Origin of the sequence: Puia sp. P3 (assembly GCF_050632245.1) — a bacterium.
In the GTDB taxonomy this organism is placed as follows: Bacteria; Bacteroidota; Bacteroidia; order Chitinophagales; family Chitinophagaceae; genus Puia.
The window spans coordinates 4673334-4695203 of sequence record NZ_CP192583.1; the positions used below are offsets into that span (position 1 = coordinate 4673334).

The window sequence follows — 21870 nt, forward strand, 5'->3', positions numbered from 1 at the left end:
GCAGTAGTGTAGCTTCCTTAAATATAGCTATTTTAATATATACATGTAAGATTTACCCTTATTATTTTTGATCGTCACAGACTCCACACTACTATCAGCCAAAATAAATCTCGAAGACTGCGACAAAAAAGAATTTCCATAATACAACTCCTCTTTACGACTGCTCTTATTTTTATAGTTCACCACCGCGCTGATAGCATCCTGCCCCAACCTCACCCCTTTCACCGCCCTTTTCAACTGATACAACTTCAACACATCCTGATGCTGACTCGCAGCCACCAGATAATCCCCCGACGCACCCATCAACTTCACAAGCGCCTTACCATTTCCAGGGATATAGATCCCACTTTGGGCGATAGACTGAGGCAAAAACCCGCCCCTCCCGTCTCCCCTCAGCAACAGGCCATTAAGAGCATCATACCGCCCGGTGGAAACCTCCGTCCCGAAATCATTGCCATTGATCAGCACGTCCAGATTCCCATCCCCGTCAAAATCGTCGGGCACCATCCCGTTCACCACCGATACCTGCGCCTCCCGCGGCAACGGGATCAGCGTGAATTTACCCGCGCCATCGTTGCGCATAAAACACGACCGCAGCTCATTAGCCCGCAACCGCACCGCGCCTTCCCGTTGCTCCGGTGTGAGGATCTCGTCCATCGTCGCCAGCGCAAAAGGCCGGTAGGTCGCATACCTTTTCTTGATTCCCGGCATCTGCACTGGCAATATCATCCCTTCCAAAAGCCGGGTATTCCTTTTTCTGACCATCCTGATCCGGAAGGAACAGCGACGTGATCGCCACAAAAGCCCCGCTATGCTCAAAATCCTTCGCCACGATACCCACCGGGAACCGCTCGCCCCCCTGATAGTAACTATTCAACCCCACATTCCCGATAATATAATCCGTCCTCCCCGTGTGCCTGAAATCCCCTGCAACAATGCTGTTCCACCAACCCGTTTTATCACCAACTCCCGATGAGCCGCTGACATTCACCAGTCGCCCACCCATATTCTTAAAAAACCCCACCGGCATCCATTCCCCTACAACGATCAGATCGGTCTGCCCATCCCCGTCAAAATCCGTAAACAGCCCATCGCAGACCATCCCGATATCCCTCAGCCCCGGCGCTGCCTCCGCCGTCACATCCGCAAACTTCACCCGCCCATCCCGCGAGTCATTTCGAAAAATATAACTGCTCACCGCCTTCGGGTACTGCCCCGGCGCTACCCGCCCCGAGACAAACAAGTCCAGCCTTCCATCACCATCGAGATCCGCAGCCCTGACACATAACTTGCTGGTATGATTCACCGGCAATGCACCCACGGCCTCAGAAAAATTCCCCCTACCATCGTTCAAATACAACTTGTCTTCATAACCCACACTGTCGAAAGCAGGCCCATACCCGCCCTTCGACACATACAGATCCGGCCGGCCATCACCGTTCGCGTCAAAGATCAAGATCCCTTCGTCCTTCCCCGCACCACCCAATCCCGCCAACAACTCTCTCCCAACAAACATCCCACTCTTCTGCTGAAAGAAAACCCTCGCGGGATTCATCGCATTCCCGCCCACAACAAGATCATCCAGCCCATCCCCATTAAGATCCCCCGCCGCCAACGCCGGACTATACTCCGACAATTTATGAGGCAACAACGCCTGAATATTAAAATCCATAAACGGCACTTCACTATGTTTATACTCAACCCCAAGCCCCACTTCCCTAAACAACGAATTGCGGTCCACCACCTCCCGCTCATCAGACCAGGGATCTTTGGCATCCCTGATATCCACCACGATCGTCTGATCTGCCTTCACATCGTCAAGAGTCTGTTTCTTCCCGTTATTCCACCTCACCACAACAGAATCGACCCTCCCCACGGTTCCCAATCCAAAATGCCCCATACACTCCACCGACCCCAGATACCCACGATACGGAGAATTCTCATACACCTGCCGCCTGCCATGGTCATAATAAATACTAGCCTCAGCCCCGATACCATTCACATTCTGGCTCCCACCCCTGAACCGGATATTCAGATACCGCGCGGACACCGGGTCCCCATTCCTCGAAGTATTCCTGTACACCAGCGCCTCGTCGTCGATATTATTGACCACCAGGTCCATCGCCCCATCATTGTCCAGATCGGCATACGCCGCACCATTCCGAAAAGGTCGGCAGTCCCAACCCCCACGCCGCACTCACGTCATCAAAACCCACCCCGCCATTATTCTTAAAAGCATAATTGTGCAGCTTCACCTGCGGGATCGCCCCAAGCAACTGCATATTCGTCACCGCACCACCCGACTGCTGCCGGTACGCAATAAAGTCGTGATCCGACCAGTCGCGCGGGAATCCGTTCGTGACCACCAGATCCCTCCACCCATCATTATCAAAATCCACCACCAGCGGATCCCAGCTCCAGTCCGTATGCGACACCCCACTCATCCATCCGACCTCGCTAAACACCGGAGCACCCAACGAGTCGCCCCTCCCCACCCTCGGCCCCTGATTCAGCTGCAGGGTATTCCGCACATACTGATACTGGTAGCCGTAGTTCTCGAAATTTTGATAAGTATTGGTATTGTTGGCATTCGACATCATTTTCCTGCGGTAGTTGTCTTCCGCGCTCATATCGAGCTCCACCACGTCGGGGAGCCCGTCATTATTGATGTCCACCACGTCCTGACCCATGCTGTTGTATGACGTGTGCTTGAAATATTCTTTGGTCCTGTTTGTATAACTGCCGTCGCGGTTGTTGATATAGAGAATATCATTGGAGATAAAATCATCCGACACATAGATGTCCTTCCACCCGTCGCCATCGATATCGCAGATACTCGCCGCATGACCATACCCCTCGTATAAAACCCCCGCCCGCTCCGAAACATCGTGATAGACAGGATGCCCCAGTTGAGCATCCGGATCATTCCGATACAATCTTCCATGGTTCGGCCCTCCGCCCGGCCGGTCCTGCCCGATGAACACCGACGACTCATAACCACCCGAAGCCTCATTCACCGTCAGATACATATCCAGGTCTCCATCATTGTCATAGTCGAAAAAACTCGCCATCGTAGACTGAACCCCGATATCCAGACCATATTCCGCCGCCATATCCCTGAAACGAGGCACCCCATCTTTGTCGGGCCCCTGATTAACATACAGGATATTCCTCCTCCGCAGAGGGTCTTTATACAGCGTATTGCAGATATAGAGGTCCATCAACCCGTCATTATTGATATCGACCACCGCCACACCCCTCGCCCACCTGCCCATCCCCCCGACCCCCGCCTTTTCAGTCACATCCCCGAATCTAAAATTTCCCCTGTTCAAATACAGCCTGCTGGACACCATCCCGCCCGTCAGATAAATATCGGGCAGACCATCGTTATTGAAATCCCCGATCCCCACACCACCCCCGCTATAGATATTCACCACCGAGAGGGGATTTATCGAGTCGTTCTCCACGATCGTATTGGTAAAGGAAATGCCGGAATGCGCCGGCCGCACCCGCTCGAACAGCAGAGGCCTCCGGTTACACCCCGGCATCGCAAGGACCAGCCAGCCGCACACGGCCAGCCTGATCAGTACCTTCCATTTCCCCATGATAGTAATGGCTTGTCAATCCCCCTTAATACATCCCGCTGCGGCTTCACCAGCTCGAGCACCACAATTTCATTATTACCCGGCTTCAGCCACTCACCCGGAACATAGATCGTCTGCTGCGGACCCACACTCCAGTAGCGCCCGAGATTATGCCCGTTCACCCACACAACCCCTTTCCCCCAGTCGCTCATGTCCAGATAGGCATCGCCCAGTTCCCTCAAATAAAAGATTCCCCTCCGGATCACGGGCGCGTCGCTATACCTCCCCCGCCCGCGGTCTTCCGCACAGCACCGATATCGCTGAAAGGAAGGGAGTACATCTGCCAGCCCCTTCAGCTCCTGACCGTCAAACAACACTCCCTGCGTGATACCTTTCTTATTTTCCAATAAATAAGGACCGAAATTGATCCGTCCCAGATTCTCAACCAAAATATCCAGCACAACCTTCCCCCCGGCATTTCCACAGAAACACTGCTGTCCCCGTGCCGCCTGTCTAAAATACAAGCCCGCCTGCCATTGACGAACACCAGCGCATAATCCCGAAGCCCTTTCACCACCAGCTCACCCTTCTTACCACCCGTCAGCGTAGTCCTGTACAACACGAACCCATACGCCTGATGCAGCTCCTCGAAGGTCATCGGCCGCGGGCTCACTACCGGTGCCGGCAAAACGCTGAAAATACTCGTGGACTGGAGGAACTGCACCTCGTCGATCGCCACCACCGGCTTGACCGCCGGCACCTCCGGCAACACTTCCCCCGGCCGCAGATGCTTTTGAATGACCGCCCGGAACGCCATGAATTTGGCCGTCGGATTGCCCGCCTCGTCCAGCGGCGCATCATAGTCATAGCTGCTGACCTGCGGCTCGTAAGGACTCTTGTCATTATAATTCGCCCCGTTCATAAAAGCCCTCGTAGTGCCGCCATGGAACATATACATATTCACGGAGATCCCGCCGGACAACAGACTATCCAGCGCCGCGGTATACTTCTCCGGCGGAATGACACGGTGGGGCGCCCCCACCAGTCAAACCACGCAGGATACCATTCGGCGACATAATAGGGCCCCCTGCCATTATTGTATTTTCTGACCAGCTGCTTGATCCGCTGCGGATTGTCAAGCCCGTTCACCGCCGGCAGCAAACCCGGCAAATACCCCTTCGACAGATCATTCGCCGGATCACACGTGTACAACAATCCATCAAAACCCGCCTCCCGGAAGATCCTCCGGTTGACGGCCAGATATTCCTTATTGTCGCCGTACGACCCGTACTCATTCTCCACCTGGACCATCAGAATATTCCCCCCATGATTGATCTGCAGCGGCGCCAGCTGCCTGCCCAGCGCCAGCAGATAGCGCCGGTATTCCTCCAGATACCTGCTTTCCCTGCTGCGGACCACCAACCCCTTCTCATTCTGCAGCCAGTACGGATACCCGCCGAATTCCCACTCCGCACAGACATACGGCGAAGGCCGCAGCACCACCCACAGTCCCTCTTCCCTCGCAGCCCGCACAAACGCCGCTATATCGTTATTCCCCGAAAAGTCGAACTTCCCCTTCTCCGGCTCCTGCACATTCCAGAACACATAGGTGCCGATCGTATTCAGCCCCATCGCCCTGGCCATCCGCATCCGCTGCCGCCACGCCTCACGGGGAATACGCGAATAATGCATCTCTCCGCTGATCATCTGAAAAGGCTTGTTGTCGAGCAAAAGACAGAATCGCCCAGGCTAAAACTATGTCGCTTCTGCCCGTACCCTCCCAGACAACCCGCCAAAAACAAAAGAATGGCGCATACTCTTTTCATAAGCACTTCTAATAAAAAGGATTCTGTACCAGCTTCAGATTCTTATTCATTTCATCATAAGCGATCGGCAAAAAATAAGACCTGGGATTCCACGCCCTGCCCCCGGAATAGTCCAGATTGGCATAGTTCCCCGCCCCGCTGACATTCGCCACCGGCGTATACACCGGCGTACTCGAACCATAGTTCGTCGAACCATTATACGGATAAAAGATATGGATGCTCCACACATTGCTGAAACCGGCCTTCTGTCCATACACGGCCGGGTCGCAGATCATCCAGCGGCGGATATCGAAATACCGCAGTTCCTCGAACGCCAGTTCTATCTTCCGCTCGTGCTGCAGCTTCGCCATCGTGGCCGTCGCGATCCCAGGCATACCCGCCCTCGTCCGGATCATATTGATATAAGTCGTCGCCGTCGTCGCATCATTCAGACCCAGACAGGCCTCGGCATAGTTCAGCAGGACCTCGGTATAGCGAATATACCGCCAGGGCGTCGACTGCAGCGTCTTCAGCGGATCAATAGTCGCATCGCTCCATTTTCTCAGATAATAGCCCGTAGGTGACCAGTTCCAGATATTGGCGCCCGTGGGCGGATTATGCGTATCGAAACCACCCGTCTCATACTGGATATCGTCCACATTCGGACTCGAAGACGAGATATTCTGATAGCCCGTCTGCACCTTACCCGTCGCTTCATGCGGCAATATATCCGATGTCCGCTGACGCCACGGAGCCCCGTCGTACAACACCGTCGCGTAAAATCGGGGGTCGCGGTTCTTATACGGCGCCGCGGCCTCCGCCGCATTGCCCCAGCTAAACGCGCTCGCATCGTTCATCTCATACTCATCCACGAACTGCTGCGTCGGCGCATCCACACCCCAGCCCCAAAAACCATTGGGGTTATGATACAGCCCCGGACCATACGTCTTTCCATAGTCGTTCCAGTTGGCCACCGTATTCGTCGAAAAATACTTGACAAAAATATCCTCCGAAGTATTCATCTGAATAAAGAGATTGCCATAATTCGTAGCCGCCTCCGCCTGCGACGCCGGGGTCGGCATATACAGCGAATACTGCCCCAGATTGATCACCGCCAGCGCCGCGTCCTTCGCCTTCTGCCACCGCGCCTGCCTGTCCGCCCCCGAGAACGTCGTGTACCGAACCAGCTCGGGATGCGCGTAACCCCCAAAAGGATCCGGCACCGTCGCGTTTCCGCCATTATACAGATCGCTCGCCGCAAACAACAAAACCCTCGATTTTAAGGCAAGCGCCGCACCCTTCGTCGCCCTGCCACCCTGCGCCTGCTGCAGCGGCAAAAACATCGCCGCACTGTCGCACTGGTCGGATATGAATTGTATACAGTCGGCATAGGTATTCCTCGCCACGCTAAAACTGTCCGTCAGCGAGTACGCCTTCGTAATGAGCGGCACACCCCCATAAAAGGACACCAGATTCTGATACAGATAAGCCCTCAGGAAATAGACCTCTCCCATCAGCGCGTGCTTCGTAGCCGTATCCACCGGCGAAGCATTGATCTTCGAAAAGAACAGATTCGTCGACCGGATGAACGAATACTCATTCGTCCACGCAAAATGCTGAAGTTCCGGACAGTTGCCATTGTTGAATGGTCCAAGATTACTCGGCGTCATCTGGCTCAGCATCGCCATCTGCTGACCCGCCCAGGTACAGGCCTGCGTCAGCGCCTCGTCCGTCAGCGAAGCCAGCATCGACCAGTCGAAACCATGCGGCAACCCCTGATAGATGTTGTTGACAAACGCCGTCAATAGCCCCGGATCGGTAGAATTGAATACGGCGTCATCCGAAACCGCGCTGACCGGCGTCTGGTCCAGCACTTTTTTATTACACGATGGTCCCACAAGGAACACCGATAAAAGGAGCAAGCAAATAATATTTTTTTCATGATGTTTTGTTTAGTCTTCAGGATAATTAAAATGTCATGGTCAGTCCCATCGTCACCACACGCGACAACGGATAACTTCCGCCCGAATTACTCGGTATGGCATTCTTCAGATCGGATGGAGTGGCATTGGCCCCCGCTTCCGGATCAAAGTCCTTCAGACCGGGACACCAGGTCCACAAATTCTGCCCGCTGGCAAAAACCCGGAAATTTCGGATCCCCGTTTTCTGAAGACCCTTCGCATCGATCGTATAGCCCAGCTGGAAGGTCTTCAGACGAACATAGTCCGTCTTATGCAGGAAGAAAGTATTGCTGGTATTGTCCCAGTAGTAATTGCCGCGGTTGGGCGTCCTCGGTATATTCCCCTCCTGATTGGTCGGAGACCAGCGGCCATCCAGCAGGCTCTTCCGGAAATTGGTGAACGTTCCCCCATCGGAATTGACATACATGATCGCTCCCGTCGCCCCCTGGAACAGAACGGAGAGGTCGAAATTCTTATACCCCAGATTGATATAGGACCCAAAAGTAAAAGTGGGGATACTGCTCTTGTAGATCCTCGTTCTGCTGCCGCGAATCCATCGTATCGTTCTTCCCGATATCCGTATACTTGATGTCCCCGGGCGCCGGAGTCGTACTGAGCCCCCACGACTTGAAACCGCTGGCATAGTCCGCGGAGTCCTTCGAATTATGGATCAACCCAGCCGCCTGATAATACAGGCCCGATCCCATCGGATGCCCCGTCGTTTGCTGCCAGACCGGCGCGCCCGGCGCCTCACCCCACTGCAGCACCTTGTTCTGCGCATAGCTTCCGTTGAACGAGATGGAATAGCTGAACTTACTCCTCGTCACATTGCTATACGCGACGCTGAAATCGAAACCCTGATTCTGCACCTTCCCATAGTTGACACTCGGCAGGGTCAACCCCGCCGAAGCAGGCACAGTCGCATTCTGAGGCCACAGGATATTACTTCGCTTATAATAGAAATAGTCGCCCTCCACCGACAACTTGTTGTCCAGGAAATTGGCGTTAAATCCGACATCCGTCTGGTTTGCGACCTCCCACGTGATATTCGGGTTCGCAATCACGCTCTCATACACCGTCTGCAGCTCGACCTGCGATCCGTTGGAGTTCGTCACATACGGATAGTACTGCCCCGTAGTATTATAATAGCCGCTCCCGAACAAATAAGAGGTCAGATACTGAAATCCCGCCACCCGGTCATTACCCGTTCGCCCCCACGATCCCCGCAATTTAAAATAGTCCATGAACCGCACATTCTCCTTCCAGAATTTTTCCTCCGAAGCCACCCAGCCCGCCGTAACACCCGGGAAAAAGCCAAACCGGTGGTTCGGCGCGAATATGTACGAGCCGTCGTACCTTCCTACGAACTCGATCAGATACTTATTGGCGTACGCATAATTGACCCTTCCGAAATAGCTCAGCCTCGCATTCACATTACCCGTACCACCCGTCGCCTGATTGGCCGTCGCACCCGCGAACATCTCCTGCACCGCCGTCGAAGCGAACAGATCGCGGTAAGCATTCACGCTTTCCGTATCCCCCTTCGACACCTGCGCCCCAAGCATGACCTTCAATGTCTGGTCGTCGGCGATATTCGTCGAATAGTTCAGCAGGCCGTAAGCCAGTTTATTATAATCGCTCCGGAAATACTCGTATAAGGTGGGCGAATTGTTCGTCCCAGCGCCAAAAACATTGGAAGTAAGCACCGGCTGACCCTTGGTGTCGACCGTTGTCCCGTCCCAGGAATACAGTTGCCAGGGCTTAAAGAAATTCTTGGTGAAATCGAAACCCTGGTCGTACGACAGATTGCCGTTGAACGTCAACCCTTTTATCCAGGGAATATCGATATCCAGCTTCATATTCGAGTTGAGGACATAGTATTTGTCGTTATTATACCCCGTCGCGCCCGTCGAGATCACCACAGGATTTTCGCCGTGCTCGCGCGCGGGACCGGGATCGCCGTTGGGCCACCACGCGACCGAGGTCGGATAGGCCGACACCAGGTCGTTGAAAATGGTGCCCGCCGACTTCTGAGGATAGTGCTTATCCTGCAAACGCCCCGTCAGATCCACAGCTACATGGATATACTTGCTGATCCTGCCGTCGATATTGGACGTAAACCCATACTGGTTGTAATAAGTCGCGCTGTTCCGGTACTGCCCGTCCTGGTGCTTATAGTCCAGACTGACAAAATACCGCATATTCTCCGTCCCCCCGAAATAGCTACATTGGCATTGGCCTGGGCCGACCTCGGCTTTAGCACCGTTTTGAACCAGTCCGTATTCGGATATCGCAACGGGTCCGACCCATCCCTGAACTTCTGTATCTGCGCCGCACTATAGGTCTGATTCAACCCGCCGGAAGGGTTATTGTAATAGGCGATCTCGTTCAGCGCCGTAGCATACAGCGGCGCATCCGCCATTTTCGGCACCTTCGTAGGCTGATTATAGCCATAATTGCCATTCACCGTGATCTCGGGCTTCCCCGACTTCCCCTTTTGGTCGTCACCAGGATAACGCCATTGGCCGCCCTCGAACCATAAATAGCAGCAGAGGCATCCTTCAGCACGGTAATGCTCTCGATACTATAGGGGTCGATACGCTCCAGACTCCGGTCCGGCACCCCGTCGATCACCACCAGGACGCTGTTGTCATTAAAGGTGTTGCTGCCCCGGATCCGCAGATTACTGGCGTCCGAGCCAGGCTCGCTGCTGCTGGTGACCGCCACCAGACCCGGCAGCCGTCCCGCCAGACCGTTGGTCACATTGGTCACCGGAGACTCCACCACCTCTTTGGCCTTGATGGAAGCGACCGAGCCGGTCAGCGTAGCCTTTTTGGCCGTTCCATAACCGACGACGACCACATCGTTCAGCTGCTTGTTCTCCGTATGCAGCCGGACGACGAGATTTTCCCCCTGCGCGGGGACGTCAAGCGCAGTGTACCCTACTCCGCTCACAGACAATACAACTTTGGAAAGACTGGAAGGGACCTCGACCCTGAATACCCCCTTGTCATCAGCGGAGGTTCCGATCTTCGAGTTCAGGACCTTAATGGTGGCCCCGGAAATGGGTTCCCCGGTTTTGGAATCCGTAACCTTGCCGGTAATCACCCTCGACTGGGCCGATACCGCCATGTTTAAGAATAGCAGGGACCATACTAGAAGCAGTAGTTTGATTTGTTTCATACAGCGGCAGCTATTTATTGTTAAATAAATGCAAATATGCCGTGTAACCCCCTTTCCATAGGGGGACAAAATGATAAAATAGGGGGTACATCTGAAACCACCCACCTATCCCCTCCCCAAAACAAAAGCCCCCGGCGACTGACCGGAGGCTTTCAGGTATTATATATATAATATTATCTCCCCAATAAATTTCCAGGCACCCTCAACCCCTCCTCACTCGCCAGCACCTTCTTCATCACCTTCTGAAGCCCCGCGGGGATCAACCCCACCTCCTTCTCACCCAACGGCTGCGACAGTTCGATAAATTCATCGTCCTGATCGTAATACCCGAACTGAAGAACCCACTGATCCCCCGCCTGCAGCCGGATCGCCATTTCCTCGTCCTCATCCTCCCGGTATACCTTGACCATCGCCCATTCCATATCGTCATCTTCCTCGAATTGAACATCCACCGCCTTCATACCCACCAGCTTCTTTCACGATTTCGGACACAACAGACCCAGGATTGCTTTTCACCAGTTCTTCGTAGTTCTTTTTGTTTGCCATAGCTGCCGCAAATATACATCTTCTACATCTTCCCCCAGCGCCGGAACCCCGGCTACATCTTCCTTACTAACGATCCGATATACAACCCCGCCAGCACGATCCCCGCTCCCACCCCAACTACCACCCCCTGACCATGGGCAATTACACCTAGTACCAGTATCCCCACCCCCGTAAACCCGATCGCCCACGCGATCACCGAAACGCCAAACCGGTTCTGCCGTCTCGACTCCTCATGACTCCCAATCACCACCGGAGTCTCTCCCTTATCCATCGCCACCGCCGGCACCCCATCCGCAGCCCTAAAAGCATACCACAACTCAAACCCCACCAATATCAGCAACGGCAACCCTACCCCCGACACCGTCTCCTGCGTCCGGCTCAACCGCACCCCCAGCACAAAAGGCGCAAAAAACTTAAAGAACAAATTTACCCCCAGCGACACCGCCGTCGCCACTACCACCGAAGTCGCCGTCTGCCGCCGCGAATACAACGACCAGATGATCGGCGCAAACAACGCACTCCCCGCGATCGAAGCGATACTCAGCACCACCTCCACCACCCCTCCCGCCGCAGGTATCCAGATCGCCACCAGTATCGTCCCCGCCCCAAACAACAGCGTAAAAAGCCTCCCCACCAGGATCTGCTCCTTTTCCGGCGCCCCCGGCCGCACCAGCCGGAAATAAATATCCTTCGCAAACACGGTCGCCGCCAGATTGATCGTCGTATTCGCCTTACTCGACGTCGCCGAGATCATCCCCGACAACACCAGCCCGATCAGCCCCGCCGGCAACACCCGCTCGCACAGCAGCATATACGCATTCTCCGCCCCCAGCCCATGCAGATTCGGATCGATCACCCGATAGATCATCGGCGGCAGCATCCAGATCAGCGGACTCACCAGATACAGCCCCGAGAACAACCACGCTACCTTCCGCGCATTCCGCTCGTTCGAAACACTCGTATACCGCTGAACATAACTCCAGTTGCCGCCGATGTATAGCGTCTGATACCCTATAAATGCCAACATAAAACCCAGCGTATAGTCCTGGGAAAAGAAAGAAAAGAACCCCTTCGGCGCCCCGCCGGCAAACCCCTTGAACCCGTGCACCTCCTTCAGCGCCGCCGGCACCACGATCAGCACCGCCGCCAGCAGCACCACGAACTGCACCACATCCGTCACCAGCACCGCCCAGAGCCCGCCCGCCGCAGTATAAAGGATAATGATCAGTCCTATTATAATGATACACGCATTCTGCGAAAGAGGACTGGCCACGCTTGCCATCTTTCCCACCGGATACAACACCGTCCCCGTATTGAATAGAGAAAGCAACAGGATCAGATAGGTATAGAACTGCTGCGTGCCCGTATTGAAACGCCTTCCGATAAATTCAGCCGCCGTCCTCGCCCCCGTCCTCCGCCACTTTCCCGCGATCAGCAGCGCCGTGATCGCCCCGCTCACCGCCATCGTCAGCTGTATCGAGTTCGCCACCAGCCCCTGCTTATACGCGATCGAACCCCAGACCACAAAAGTCCCGGCGGAAAAATAGCTGATGAACAGCGACAACCCGTTGATCCACCACGGCGTCTCACCCCCGCCTCGAAAAAAGCCTGCCCGCTCCGGCTCCCCACCCGCGTAAATACAAGCCCGATCACGAATATCATGATGGCAAAAACGATCATTACAAAAAGTCCAGCTGCGCCATAATTACTTCTTAATTGGAACAATAACGGGAATAACCTCTATACCATAAGGCCCGAGACGAACAGTCCTGTCCAAACCCTCCACCCTGTAACCGGTCTCCACCCCCCTTCCCAATATCATTCAAAAACACCAAAAAAGCCTTCTCCCGTCCACAGACCTCGCCGTCACTACCTCCACATCCGGATCATCCACCTCCACCAGCCCCGCCTCCATCACCAGTCTCGCCGCTACCCCGTCGACCACACCCGGCGCAAAACCCACCGACTCGTGCGGCCCCACCTTCGGCGTCATGAACCCGCGCGGAAACCGCACCCGCCCTCCCGACCTCAACTCCGCCTCCGCCAGCAGATAATCCGTGATCCACCCGATCTGCCACCACGCATGATGCGGATAAGGCCCCGCCCCCTGTTCATCGTATTCCAGTAATACGAAGCCACACTCGTCGCCGAATCCACAAACCCGTCCCTCCCGATCGCCGCCGCCCGCGCCATCTCCGCGAACAAATCATCATGCGTCAGCCCCGCCAGCCGGATAAACAACCCCGCATGACTGCACAACGCGATCGGCCCGTTCACATTCGCCGAACCCAGCACCCCCCATGCTCGAAACCCAGCCCCGACTGACTGATCTCCCAGTCCTCCCTCGCCCGGCCACTCACCGACTTTACCACCCGCGAAGCCACCGGCTGCGTATAGACCGAACCCATATACATTTTCCCCGCCCGGACGGCGGCGTCCAGATATGCACGCTCTTGCGTCAGATCATAAAGATCCAGCAAAGCCTGCGAAGTCTGCGCCGTAGCAAAATCAGGCACATAACGCGAGTCCCCGCATACACCCAGGAACCGCCCCGAATCCACACTATGCTTCACCAGCCAGCGCGCGCCCTTCTCCGCCCCCACCTTGTATTTCTCGTCGCCCAACAGCCGCCAGGCGACCAGCAACCCGTAAAAGGTCGGACGCAGATCCTCCAGATCCGTAAACAACGGCTGATGCGAACGCCGGTCATAAGCCACCGCCCAGCTGCCATCCGCCCGCTGCCATCGCAACAAAAGATCGGCCCCCAGCCGCAGCCGCTCCCGCAGCCGCCGATCCCCAGGCTCGAACAACAGGATATTCCCGATATCCACCAGCGTATAATAAGTAAGACTGATCGGCTCTATAAAATCCCCCACTCTTCGACAAAACTCTTTTGCTTCGCCAGATAATACTGCCCCATCGCCGCGCCCCGGAAAAACCCGGGCGAACGCTGTTGCTGCTGCAGCTTAAAATTCAATGCGTACGGCAACACGCTATCCCGAAACCACCGCCTCCCGCTAACGTTCGCCACCATCCACATCGCCCCATAGTCCGAGTTCTTCATCGCATCCCCATGCGAACCCACCACCCCGCCGAGATAAGACTGCGCGCCAATCGACACGCCATGGTCATCCTCCACATGCCACATCGCCGTACGTGTATCGGATAAATAATCCATCATCCGCTGCACCCGCCTCGTCAGGGACTGCCGGTTGCGCCGCAGCGACAACGAATCCCCAAAATGATAGACCCCCTCGATCGCGTGCCGCAAAACGCCGCTCCACGGCTCCCCGGCTATACAATACCGGTAGCCCCACACCATCTCCTCGCCCACCCGCGCCAACGACCCCCTTTCCCCCAGCACCGGATGATACACCGTCGGCGCCAGTTCATTCTTCCGGTCCCGAACCGACAACCCCACCTGCCAGTCCTGGTGTGTATTCGAATCGACCCGCCACGGATCTCTCCCAACACCCGGCTCCGGCATCACCCCCATCGAAATACCATCTCTGTCTGTAACGATCGGACACAAGGTCGACGCACAGCGGTCCCGAAACACCACCGGCCTGTCCGGTATACCCTGCCCATACCCGTACGCCGTCACCAGATCGTGATTGACCGCATTCCCCTGACAATACCCCGGCACCACCGCCCACGAAAAACCCGACTCCGGAACAACCGCCAGACTCGGACTCGCCATCGAAAAATATCCTTCCTTGCGCGGAACAAGCCGCTCGGTAACCAAAATATCATCTCCGCTCAACCTCCACTCCGTAACAACACTCGCCACCGCCGTCTCCGCTACGAACCTAACCCCCGCACCCTCGGCACTACCCTTCTGCGGATAAAAATAAACCGCCTCCCCCGCCACATTCATCGCCACCGGACCGATCGCCTGCTCCCGGTCTTCGTCTGATATTTGTACACCGGCTCGGGAAAAACCACACCCGTATTCGTCCTAACCACCTCCCCCGCCCCCACAGAAGGCTTCTCCGCCGAATACAGCAGCGTATACTCTCCCGAAGCCCGGCCAAAACTCCTCCACCGTCCATCCACCTTCACCTGCACCCGCCCAAGCATCCACCCACCCGCCACCTGCTTCCAAACCACCCGCACACGCTCATTCCCCAACTCCAGACTATCCGCCGCCCTGGCCCCGCAAACCACCAGCAGACCCAGCACCAACCCAAAAAGAATTCTATTCATAACAAAGTATTTCAAACACGGCCGCAGGCGTCTCCGCCGAAGGATGCTCAACAGCAATGGTCAGTCGCCGCGTCGTGACAGGTTTTTCAAATTCGATAACATTAATGGTCTGATAATTCCCCTCCTTCCGGTACAACTCCTTTCCCTCTTCGTCCAGTATCCGGTAATTGCGTACACAGAACGGCATCACATATTCCGGATGCGTCATCAGCACCGACTCCATCGGATGATCCAGATCGGTATCGAACTTGATCACCAGCTTCCGGATCGCCCGCGGACCATCCCATTCGATCCGCAGCCACGGCGCCGCATCGGCCAGATCCGCTACCCACGCATTCGGCGCAACCGTCGGACGCGCAATCCCATTCCTAATATTCTCAACCCCAAAACACCGCAGCCCCGGCACCAGAGAAAAAGCCAGATTCTGCCCCTCCGGCCGCCGCTGCGGACACCAGAACTCCGAACTCATCGACCCCGATATCTTCCGGCGGCGTCTGCTTCCCATAATTGCTCACCGCCTCATTCACCAGATTGAACACACTCAAAATACCTGTTATCCGCTGCGGGGAATAGTACAACTGTACCGCCTCATTCTTATAGATGCAAAAGAACCCATATCCCGCCTCAGCCATTTCCACACCAAAATCCAGCTCGAGTTCATTGTGCCCCGCCCTCAACCCCACCCGCTGACGCCCCAACGAAACATCAGGCGTAAAATTTCCCGCCCTGCCGCTCGTCCTCAGCTCCACCTCCAGCTCCGTGTCCTCCGCCGCAACGGCCGAACACCGGAACACCGGCACCCGCCCCGACCCCAGCGGCAACAGCTGCGCCAGCGACAACACCATCGGCCGCAGGATCTCCCCCGCAGCCCTTCCAGCACCAGCTCACTACTCGCCTCCAGCCGCGCAGACGAAACCATATCCTCCGGGTCCTTCAACACAAACCCCGGAATATACTGCCCCACCCGCTGCAACTCCCGCTGCAACACAGTCATCTTTCCACTATCGCAAAGCGCCCGCGGCAGGACCCCAAACCGGCTACAAATCACCGCCGCCATACCCGCCGCCTGCCCCACATATGCACCCGTCCCCATCACCCGCGTCGACGCAAACGCCACATGAGAAACACTGATCGGCCGGCCCGCGAAAAAGATTTGAAACACTCCTGCTATAAAGACTCCGGTAAGGTATCGGATAGACCCCCTTGCTATGCCACTGATTACACCCAGGCTTCTCGCTGAACACGCCGTCCGACGGATGCAGGTCGATCGACCAGCCTCCAAACGCCACCGCATCCTCAAAATGCCGCTGCTCCACAATATCCTGCTGCCGCATGATATAATCGCCCTCGAACCGCCGGCTCTCCCGCTTCCCCGGGATCATCCCCACCCATTCCAGCGTCAGATTCTCCGCCTCCGGAAATTCTCCCGAATTCTTGATATGATTCCATACGCCATAAACGATCTTCCACAACTCCCACTTGATCTTCTCCGTATCACGCACCGTATCCAGCCGCCCGCCATACTCGATCCACCACAGCCGGCACCCGTATTCCTTCGAATTGAAACTCCGCCACCGCGGGATCTTCGTAATATCCTCCAGCGCAAAAGCCGGCGGCACGAAGCGAACCGGCCTCCCCGCATCCTTCGAATAGAAATACAGCGAATGCCCCAGCAACTCTCCATAGTCCGCAGAAGGCGCGAACTTTTCCCCAAACTCATCGATCGACTCCGCCCCCATCCGAAACGGCGACCCCGACAAAAATCCTACTACGCCATCCCCCGACGCATCACAATACAGCGGCGCCCGCAGCAAATACTCCATCTGGTTCTGCGGACAGAACGCCTTCAGCGACCGGATCGCATCTCCCTCCTTCTCCACCTCATAGACCGCCGTATTCAGCAACAGCCGGATCTTAGGTTCCGCCGCCACCTTGTCCAGCAAGATCATATCATACACGATCGGATTACCTTCCGGATTCCGGTACGTATTCTCCACCAGGATCTCATCGATCACACCCCCTCGCGCGCCCACCGGTTATTATTACCCATATGCGAAGTCGCCCCCAGCACCCAAAGTCTTACCTCGCTCGATGAATTTCCCCCCAGCACACTCCGGTCCTGCACCAGCACGACATTCAGCCCTTGCCGCGCCGCCGTGATCGCACAACACACGCCGGAAAGACCGCCGCCCGTGACCACCAGCCCCGCCGATATTATCTCCTGCCCGAAGCCCCGGGCCCCTTTTTCGGATTCTCTGATCATGTTTTCCGGTTAACGATGAATAATTTTTTCAGGATGACAAACCCTCCGGGCTTCACCAGATCGACCTCCCCGCCCGACGGCAGCGCGATCTCCTTCGATTCCCCAGGCTTCAACACCGGCACCGGCACAACCGCCCCGCCGCAACGAAGACTATAATCCCGCAACACATACGACGGAAAGTCTTTCCTCGCCGTCACCCGCACCTTCCCACCATCCACCGGCTCCAGTGTCGCCGGCGCGAACTCCTCCTGCCACGCGATATACATCCCCCGCGGCTCCCTGTCCGGCCCCACCAGCCCCCACGGACGATAGCCATTGGGGTTAGTCCCTGGAAAACGACTCAGATAGTCGTTAAACGTCCACACACTAGCCCCGATGACAAACTCCGAACACTGCCGGAAGGCAGCCATCGCCTCCCGCAGATGCGCCACCCGCCCGCTCTCATCCTTCACCCCATCCGTCCGGATGCCAAACTCGCTCACAAATACAGGCTTGTCCGGATACACCGAATGAATATGCTGCAGCCGCTTCAGATAGTCCCCATACATATTCGAACTGATAAAATCCACATACTGCGAAGCCTCGTCCTCCGGCTTCTTTATAATATCCCTCGCCACCATCATGCTCGCAAACGTGATCAGCCTCGTCGTATCCATAGTCTTTACATACCGGCTCATATCCTCCACCCAGCTTCTTCCCCTCCTCCGTCTGCGACTGGAATTCATTCCCCACACTCCACGCCACCACACAGGGATGATTCCAGTCCCTCTCCACCATCTCCCTCATCTGCGACTCGAATTTCTTCCGCATCACAGGGTCGGACAACTGCTTCGGCGTCATCTGCCAGTTACCCGCCTCCTCGATGATCATCAGCCCGTGACGATCCGCCCAGTCCAAAAATTCGTCGCTGACAGGATAGTGTATGATCCGCGACAACTCCATCCCACCGCTCTTCATCAACCCAAGATCCTTCTCGATCACCTCCGGCGGATCCATCGACCCAAACCCCGGATAGTCGATCGGTCGATTCGCACCCCCAAATCGAACCGCCTCTCCATTCAGCAGCAGCTTCGTCCCCTGCACCCGCATCTGGCGGATGCCAAACGCCGCCGACAACGTGTCGGCTCCCAACTGAACTACGACTCTATACATATTTGGATGGTCCTGATCCCAGAACCGGCAGTCCTTCGCCGCGACAGTAAAATCGAAACCATTCGCACCCGCCACAGCCCCCTTCTTCGACACACAACCCACCGCCTGCGCCTGCCCTTCCCTGAACACACACGCATTCACCACGGCGCCCGCACCCGACAACAAAGCCAAAACCCGAACCCTCGCACTCCTCCGAACAAGATCCGGCTCCGCCACCACCTTTATCCGCTGCACATACACCTCCGGCCTGCTGACCAGCCGCACATGCCGCGTAATACCACCATAATTGATCCACGGAAAAAGAAACCCATATTATCCCCCTGATACGCCACCCGCGTCTTCGCTCCCGGCAGCGTAGTCGTGTCCCAGCTATTGTCCACCTCCACCGCCAGCCAGTTCTCACCCTTTACCTTCCCCGTCACCTCCACCTCGAAAGGCGTATAGCCCCCTCGTGCTCCCCAACCAGCTCTCCATTAAGAAACACTCTGGAACGATAATAAACAGCATCGAAATGCAACCACTGACGCGCACCGCCTACACCAGTGAATTTTCTGAAATACCACGCCGTCCCCGTATACAACTCATACCTCGGGTCCACCGAAAAACAATGCGGCACCTTTACTTTATCAAAATGCTCATACGGCGCCCCAGCCTTCGGCCACTGCATATCCTCCCCCTGCTTCATCGGGTCCATCGCAAACGTCCAGTCCCCATCCAGCGAAATAGCCGGCTGCGCGAAAGAAAACACCGGCAACAACAAAACAAAAACCAATAATTTATACATCAGCGTGATTGATTAGGTGTATATAGATTCAAGAAAGGAAATGACTTTTTGCTGGCTGCTGCTATCCGAAAACGCAGGCCCCCCATGCCCCGCCCCCGCCAGGACCACCAGCTCCGACCGCACACCCGCCTCCCGCAGCACACCGTAAAACAACTGATCCAGAAACAACGGAACGATCGGGTCCCTGTCCCCATGCAATATCAGCACCGGCGGATCACCCGCATCCACATAGCTAACAGGACTCGCATACTTCGCCCACTTCGGCCGGCCCAGCGCCGGTCCCCCCAATAACAGCGACACCGATGACGTCGGCGAATCCACCTTATAACCCGTCTCGTCTCCATGAAAAGCATAAAAATCCGCCGGCCCGTAAAAATTGATCACCCCCCTGAATGATACCGGATGATCCGATAATGGCCACGCATCGAAATCCTGGATCTGATTATTATTGCTCATAGCGATCAGACTCGCCAGATGACCGCCCGCCGAAGCCCCCGCCAGCACAAACCGCGAAGTATCCAGCCGCCACTTCGCCGCATTTCTCCAGATCATCCGGATCGCCGCATTACAGTCCCGCACCTGCGCCGGGAACACCGAATCACGGCTGAACCGATAGCCAATACTCGCGATCGCCCACCCGCGCGCCGCCAGATACGCCACCTCCATCTCATTCTTCCGCCCCATCCCCCATCCCCCGCCGTGGATCCAGATCATCAGCGGCGCCCGGCCCTTACCCACCTTCGCCGGCAGATACAGATCGAAACTCTGCTTCACATCCACACTCCCATACCGGATCTCCGCCATTACCTTCATCCCCGGCAGACTCAGCGTATCCTGCGCCGATACCCGAATGAAAACACCCAAAAAAAACAAAAAAATTATCCTTCTCATTGCCAGCCGTCGTTTTGTGTCAGTTTCGGATTAGCATTGATCTCATCCTGCGGTATCGGAAAATACCGGTGCTTCGCCGCAGGCGCCCTCGCCGGATACACGTCATTCACCGCCGCAGGGATCACCTGCATATAAGTATTCGTACGCGTAAGATCATACCACCGGTCCCCCTCGCCAAATAACTCCCAGCTCCGCTCCTGCAGCACCGAATCCACAAACGCATCCTTCCCCAGACCCGCCGTCAGCACCGCCAGACCCGCACGCGCACGAACCGTATTGATATAACCATACGCCGTAGCCGTAGCCCCATTCTGACGCGCCTCCGCCTCCGCCGCGATCAGATACACATCCGCCAGCCGCAGTATCGGAATATTACACGCACTCGCGCCCCCGATCGAATTGGGATCCATATACTTCTTCACCAGCACGCCATTCGGCGTTATCGGCGTGATATTTTTCTGAATAACCACCTGCCCCGAGTTATTGACATACTGCGTATCCAGCAGCTGCCTCCGCTTGTCAGTCGCACCGAACGACGCAAAGAACCCCGGGTACGCAAAAATGCTCCCGAACGTCTGCTTCCCGTACGCCGGACCATCGCTGTTCTTCGGCCCGTACAACCCCATGATCTGACCGCTCCGCCCCGGCGTCGTCCTGTCCGACTCGAAAGCCCACATATTCTCCGCCCGCGCAGCGTCCTTCTTGCTCACGTCATAGACATCCAGCACATTCGCCATCAGCGAATATTTCCCCGAACCCAGCACCGCCTGCGCCATAGCCAGCGCAGTCGCCCAGTCCCCGTTATAAAGCGCCGCCTTCGCATACAACGCCTGCGCCACCTGCTTCGAAGGCCGCCCCTTGACGATCGTCGTACTATAGTCCGGCAACCCCGCGATCGCCTTGTCCAGATCGCTATAGACTTGTTTATACACATCCGCCGCAGGGCTCTTCCCCACGAACGCCACGCTAAGATCCGTACTCGGCGCCGTCTTCACCACCACCTGATTGAAATTCTTCGTCAGGAACCAGTGATAGAACGCCCGCAGAAAATACGCCTCCGCCAATATCTGCCCCTTCCTTCCCGCATCCATAGTCGTACTCGGTACCTTCAATATGACCCAGTTGGCGTTCTCGATCCCGGAATAACAGGAGATCCAGATCTGCTGCGGCGACTCGAACAACCTCGAGTAACTCTTCTGCGTCGTATAGTTCGGGTCATAGTTGAACAGCGTCAGCGTATTCCGCCCTACCACCGGACGAGGATATACCTGGTCCGCACTGAAATCGCCGCACAGCGTCAGCGCTGGGCCGCTGCCCAGATCCGCCAGCGGGCTGTAAGCCGATACCAGCGCCGCCTCCGCATCGGAAGCCGTTTTATAGAAATTGTCCGTATAGATCGACGAATAGGGCGTCTCCTTCAGTTTGCTGCACCCCACCGCAGATAACAGCAACAACACGAATGGATATATACTATATTTTTTCATTGAGCTTGTTT

At 56.0% G+C, this 21870-nt stretch carries 25 protein-coding genes and 2 pseudogenes; all 27 read right to left on the minus strand.

Annotated features, from left to right (window positions below):
- Positions 1-27: 27 nt before the first annotated feature.
- Positions 28-657: an FG-GAP repeat domain-containing protein gene (locus tag ACQ86N_RS29130; RefSeq protein WP_431210104.1), complete on the minus strand. Its 630-nt coding sequence runs from the start codon at positions 655-657 to the stop codon at positions 28-30.
- Entirely contained in the window at positions 602-2197 is a 1596-nt protein-coding gene (locus ACQ86N_RS29135; protein ID WP_431210105.1) for an FG-GAP-like repeat-containing protein, read from the minus strand. The genes ACQ86N_RS29130 and ACQ86N_RS29135 overlap by 56 nt, the downstream gene beginning before the upstream one ends.
- Positions 2130-3605 carry an FG-GAP repeat domain-containing protein gene (locus ACQ86N_RS29140; RefSeq protein ID WP_431210106.1) on the minus strand — a complete coding sequence of 492 codons (1476 nt, stop codon included), beginning with the start codon at positions 3603-3605 and terminating at the stop codon, positions 2130-2132. The genes ACQ86N_RS29135 and ACQ86N_RS29140 overlap by 68 nt, the downstream gene beginning before the upstream one ends.
- Positions 3584-4045, minus strand: coding sequence for a hypothetical protein (locus tag ACQ86N_RS29145; RefSeq protein WP_431210107.1), 462 nt, complete (start codon positions 4043-4045; stop codon positions 3584-3586). The genes ACQ86N_RS29140 and ACQ86N_RS29145 overlap by 22 nt, the downstream gene beginning before the upstream one ends.
- Positions 3937-4401: a hypothetical protein gene (locus ACQ86N_RS29150; protein ID WP_431217648.1), complete on the minus strand. Its 465-nt coding sequence runs from the start codon at positions 4399-4401 to the stop codon at positions 3937-3939. The genes ACQ86N_RS29145 and ACQ86N_RS29150 overlap by 109 nt, the downstream gene beginning before the upstream one ends.
- Before the next feature lie 33 nt (positions 4402-4434).
- Positions 4435-5291 (minus strand): annotated as a pseudogene (locus ACQ86N_RS29155) (beta-galactosidase); the annotation flags it as partial.
- A 127-nt stretch (positions 5292-5418) separates the two neighbouring features.
- Positions 5419-7311: a RagB/SusD family nutrient uptake outer membrane protein gene (locus ACQ86N_RS29160; RefSeq protein WP_431210108.1), complete on the minus strand. Its 1893-nt coding sequence runs from the start codon at positions 7309-7311 to the stop codon at positions 5419-5421.
- A 46-nt stretch (positions 7312-7357) separates the two neighbouring features.
- Entirely contained in the window at positions 7358-7777 is a 420-nt protein-coding gene (locus ACQ86N_RS29165) for a hypothetical protein (protein WP_431210109.1), read from the minus strand.
- Between the two features lie 46 nt (positions 7778-7823).
- Entirely contained in the window at positions 7824-9551 is a 1728-nt protein-coding gene (locus ACQ86N_RS29170) for a hypothetical protein (protein ID WP_431210110.1), read from the minus strand.
- Positions 9552-9813: 262 nt separating this feature from the next.
- Positions 9814-10482, minus strand: a complete 669-nt coding sequence (locus ACQ86N_RS29175) for a TonB-dependent receptor plug domain-containing protein (RefSeq protein ID WP_431210111.1) — start codon at positions 10480-10482, stop codon at positions 9814-9816.
- Between the two features lie 224 nt (positions 10483-10706).
- Positions 10707-10994, minus strand: coding sequence for a hypothetical protein (locus ACQ86N_RS29180; RefSeq protein WP_431210112.1), 288 nt, complete (start codon positions 10992-10994; stop codon positions 10707-10709).
- Positions 10995-11131: 137 nt separating this feature from the next.
- Positions 11132-12643, minus strand: coding sequence for a sodium:solute symporter family transporter (locus tag ACQ86N_RS29185; protein WP_431210113.1), 1512 nt, complete (start codon positions 12641-12643; stop codon positions 11132-11134).
- Between the two features lie 258 nt (positions 12644-12901).
- Positions 12902-13072 carry a hypothetical protein gene (locus ACQ86N_RS29190; protein ID WP_431210114.1) on the minus strand — a complete coding sequence of 57 codons (171 nt, stop codon included), beginning with the start codon at positions 13070-13072 and terminating at the stop codon, positions 12902-12904.
- 35 nt (positions 13073-13107) lie between these two features.
- Complete coding sequence (locus ACQ86N_RS29195; protein WP_431210115.1) at positions 13108-13356, minus strand: hypothetical protein; 249 nt, start codon at positions 13354-13356, stop codon at positions 13108-13110.
- Complete coding sequence (locus ACQ86N_RS29200) at positions 13353-13955, minus strand: hypothetical protein (RefSeq protein WP_431210116.1); 603 nt, start codon at positions 13953-13955, stop codon at positions 13353-13355. The genes ACQ86N_RS29195 and ACQ86N_RS29200 overlap by 4 nt, the downstream gene beginning before the upstream one ends.
- Entirely contained in the window at positions 13940-14962 is a 1023-nt protein-coding gene (locus ACQ86N_RS29205; RefSeq protein ID WP_431210117.1) for a hypothetical protein, read from the minus strand. The genes ACQ86N_RS29200 and ACQ86N_RS29205 overlap by 16 nt, the downstream gene beginning before the upstream one ends.
- Positions 14953-15285 carry a hypothetical protein gene (locus ACQ86N_RS29210; RefSeq protein ID WP_431210118.1) on the minus strand — a complete coding sequence of 111 codons (333 nt, stop codon included), beginning with the start codon at positions 15283-15285 and terminating at the stop codon, positions 14953-14955. Before ACQ86N_RS29210 ends, ACQ86N_RS29205 begins: the two co-directional genes overlap by 10 nt.
- Positions 15278-15754, minus strand: a complete 477-nt coding sequence (locus tag ACQ86N_RS29215; protein ID WP_431210119.1) for a hypothetical protein — start codon at positions 15752-15754, stop codon at positions 15278-15280. Before ACQ86N_RS29215 ends, ACQ86N_RS29210 begins: the two co-directional genes overlap by 8 nt.
- Complete coding sequence (locus ACQ86N_RS29220) at positions 15663-16130, minus strand: hypothetical protein (protein WP_431218010.1); 468 nt, start codon at positions 16128-16130, stop codon at positions 15663-15665. The genes ACQ86N_RS29215 and ACQ86N_RS29220 overlap by 92 nt, the downstream gene beginning before the upstream one ends.
- Positions 16025-17234: pseudogene (locus ACQ86N_RS29225) on the minus strand (FAD-dependent oxidoreductase). The gene ACQ86N_RS29220 and the pseudogene ACQ86N_RS29225 overlap by 106 nt, the downstream one beginning before the upstream one ends.
- Positions 17235-17296: 62 nt before the next feature.
- Positions 17297-17548 (minus strand): FAD-dependent oxidoreductase, encoded by a 252-nt coding sequence (locus ACQ86N_RS29230; protein WP_431210120.1) that lies wholly within the window; start codon positions 17546-17548, stop codon positions 17297-17299.
- The gene (locus ACQ86N_RS29235; RefSeq protein ID WP_431210121.1) at positions 17545-18030 is read right to left on the minus strand and encodes a hypothetical protein; all 486 of its coding nucleotides are present in this window, start codon (positions 18028-18030) and stop codon (positions 17545-17547) included. The genes ACQ86N_RS29230 and ACQ86N_RS29235 overlap by 4 nt, the downstream gene beginning before the upstream one ends.
- Entirely contained in the window at positions 17990-18964 is a 975-nt protein-coding gene (locus ACQ86N_RS29240; protein ID WP_431210122.1) for a glycoside hydrolase family 2 TIM barrel-domain containing protein, read from the minus strand. The genes ACQ86N_RS29235 and ACQ86N_RS29240 overlap by 41 nt, the downstream gene beginning before the upstream one ends.
- Positions 18922-19122 carry a hypothetical protein gene (locus ACQ86N_RS29245; RefSeq protein ID WP_431210123.1) on the minus strand — a complete coding sequence of 67 codons (201 nt, stop codon included), beginning with the start codon at positions 19120-19122 and terminating at the stop codon, positions 18922-18924. The genes ACQ86N_RS29240 and ACQ86N_RS29245 overlap by 43 nt, the downstream gene beginning before the upstream one ends.
- On the minus strand, positions 19119-19484 hold the full coding sequence (locus ACQ86N_RS29250; RefSeq protein WP_431210124.1) for a sugar-binding domain-containing protein: 366 nt from the start codon (positions 19482-19484) through the stop codon (positions 19119-19121). Before ACQ86N_RS29250 ends, ACQ86N_RS29245 begins: the two co-directional genes overlap by 4 nt.
- A gap of 12 nt (positions 19485-19496) precedes the next feature.
- Positions 19497-20375, minus strand: coding sequence for an alpha/beta hydrolase fold domain-containing protein (locus ACQ86N_RS29255; RefSeq protein ID WP_431210125.1), 879 nt, complete (start codon positions 20373-20375; stop codon positions 19497-19499).
- Positions 20372-21859, minus strand: a complete 1488-nt coding sequence (locus ACQ86N_RS29260) for a RagB/SusD family nutrient uptake outer membrane protein (protein ID WP_431210126.1) — start codon at positions 21857-21859, stop codon at positions 20372-20374. The genes ACQ86N_RS29255 and ACQ86N_RS29260 overlap by 4 nt, the downstream gene beginning before the upstream one ends.
- Between the last annotated feature and the right edge of the window lie 11 nt (positions 21860-21870).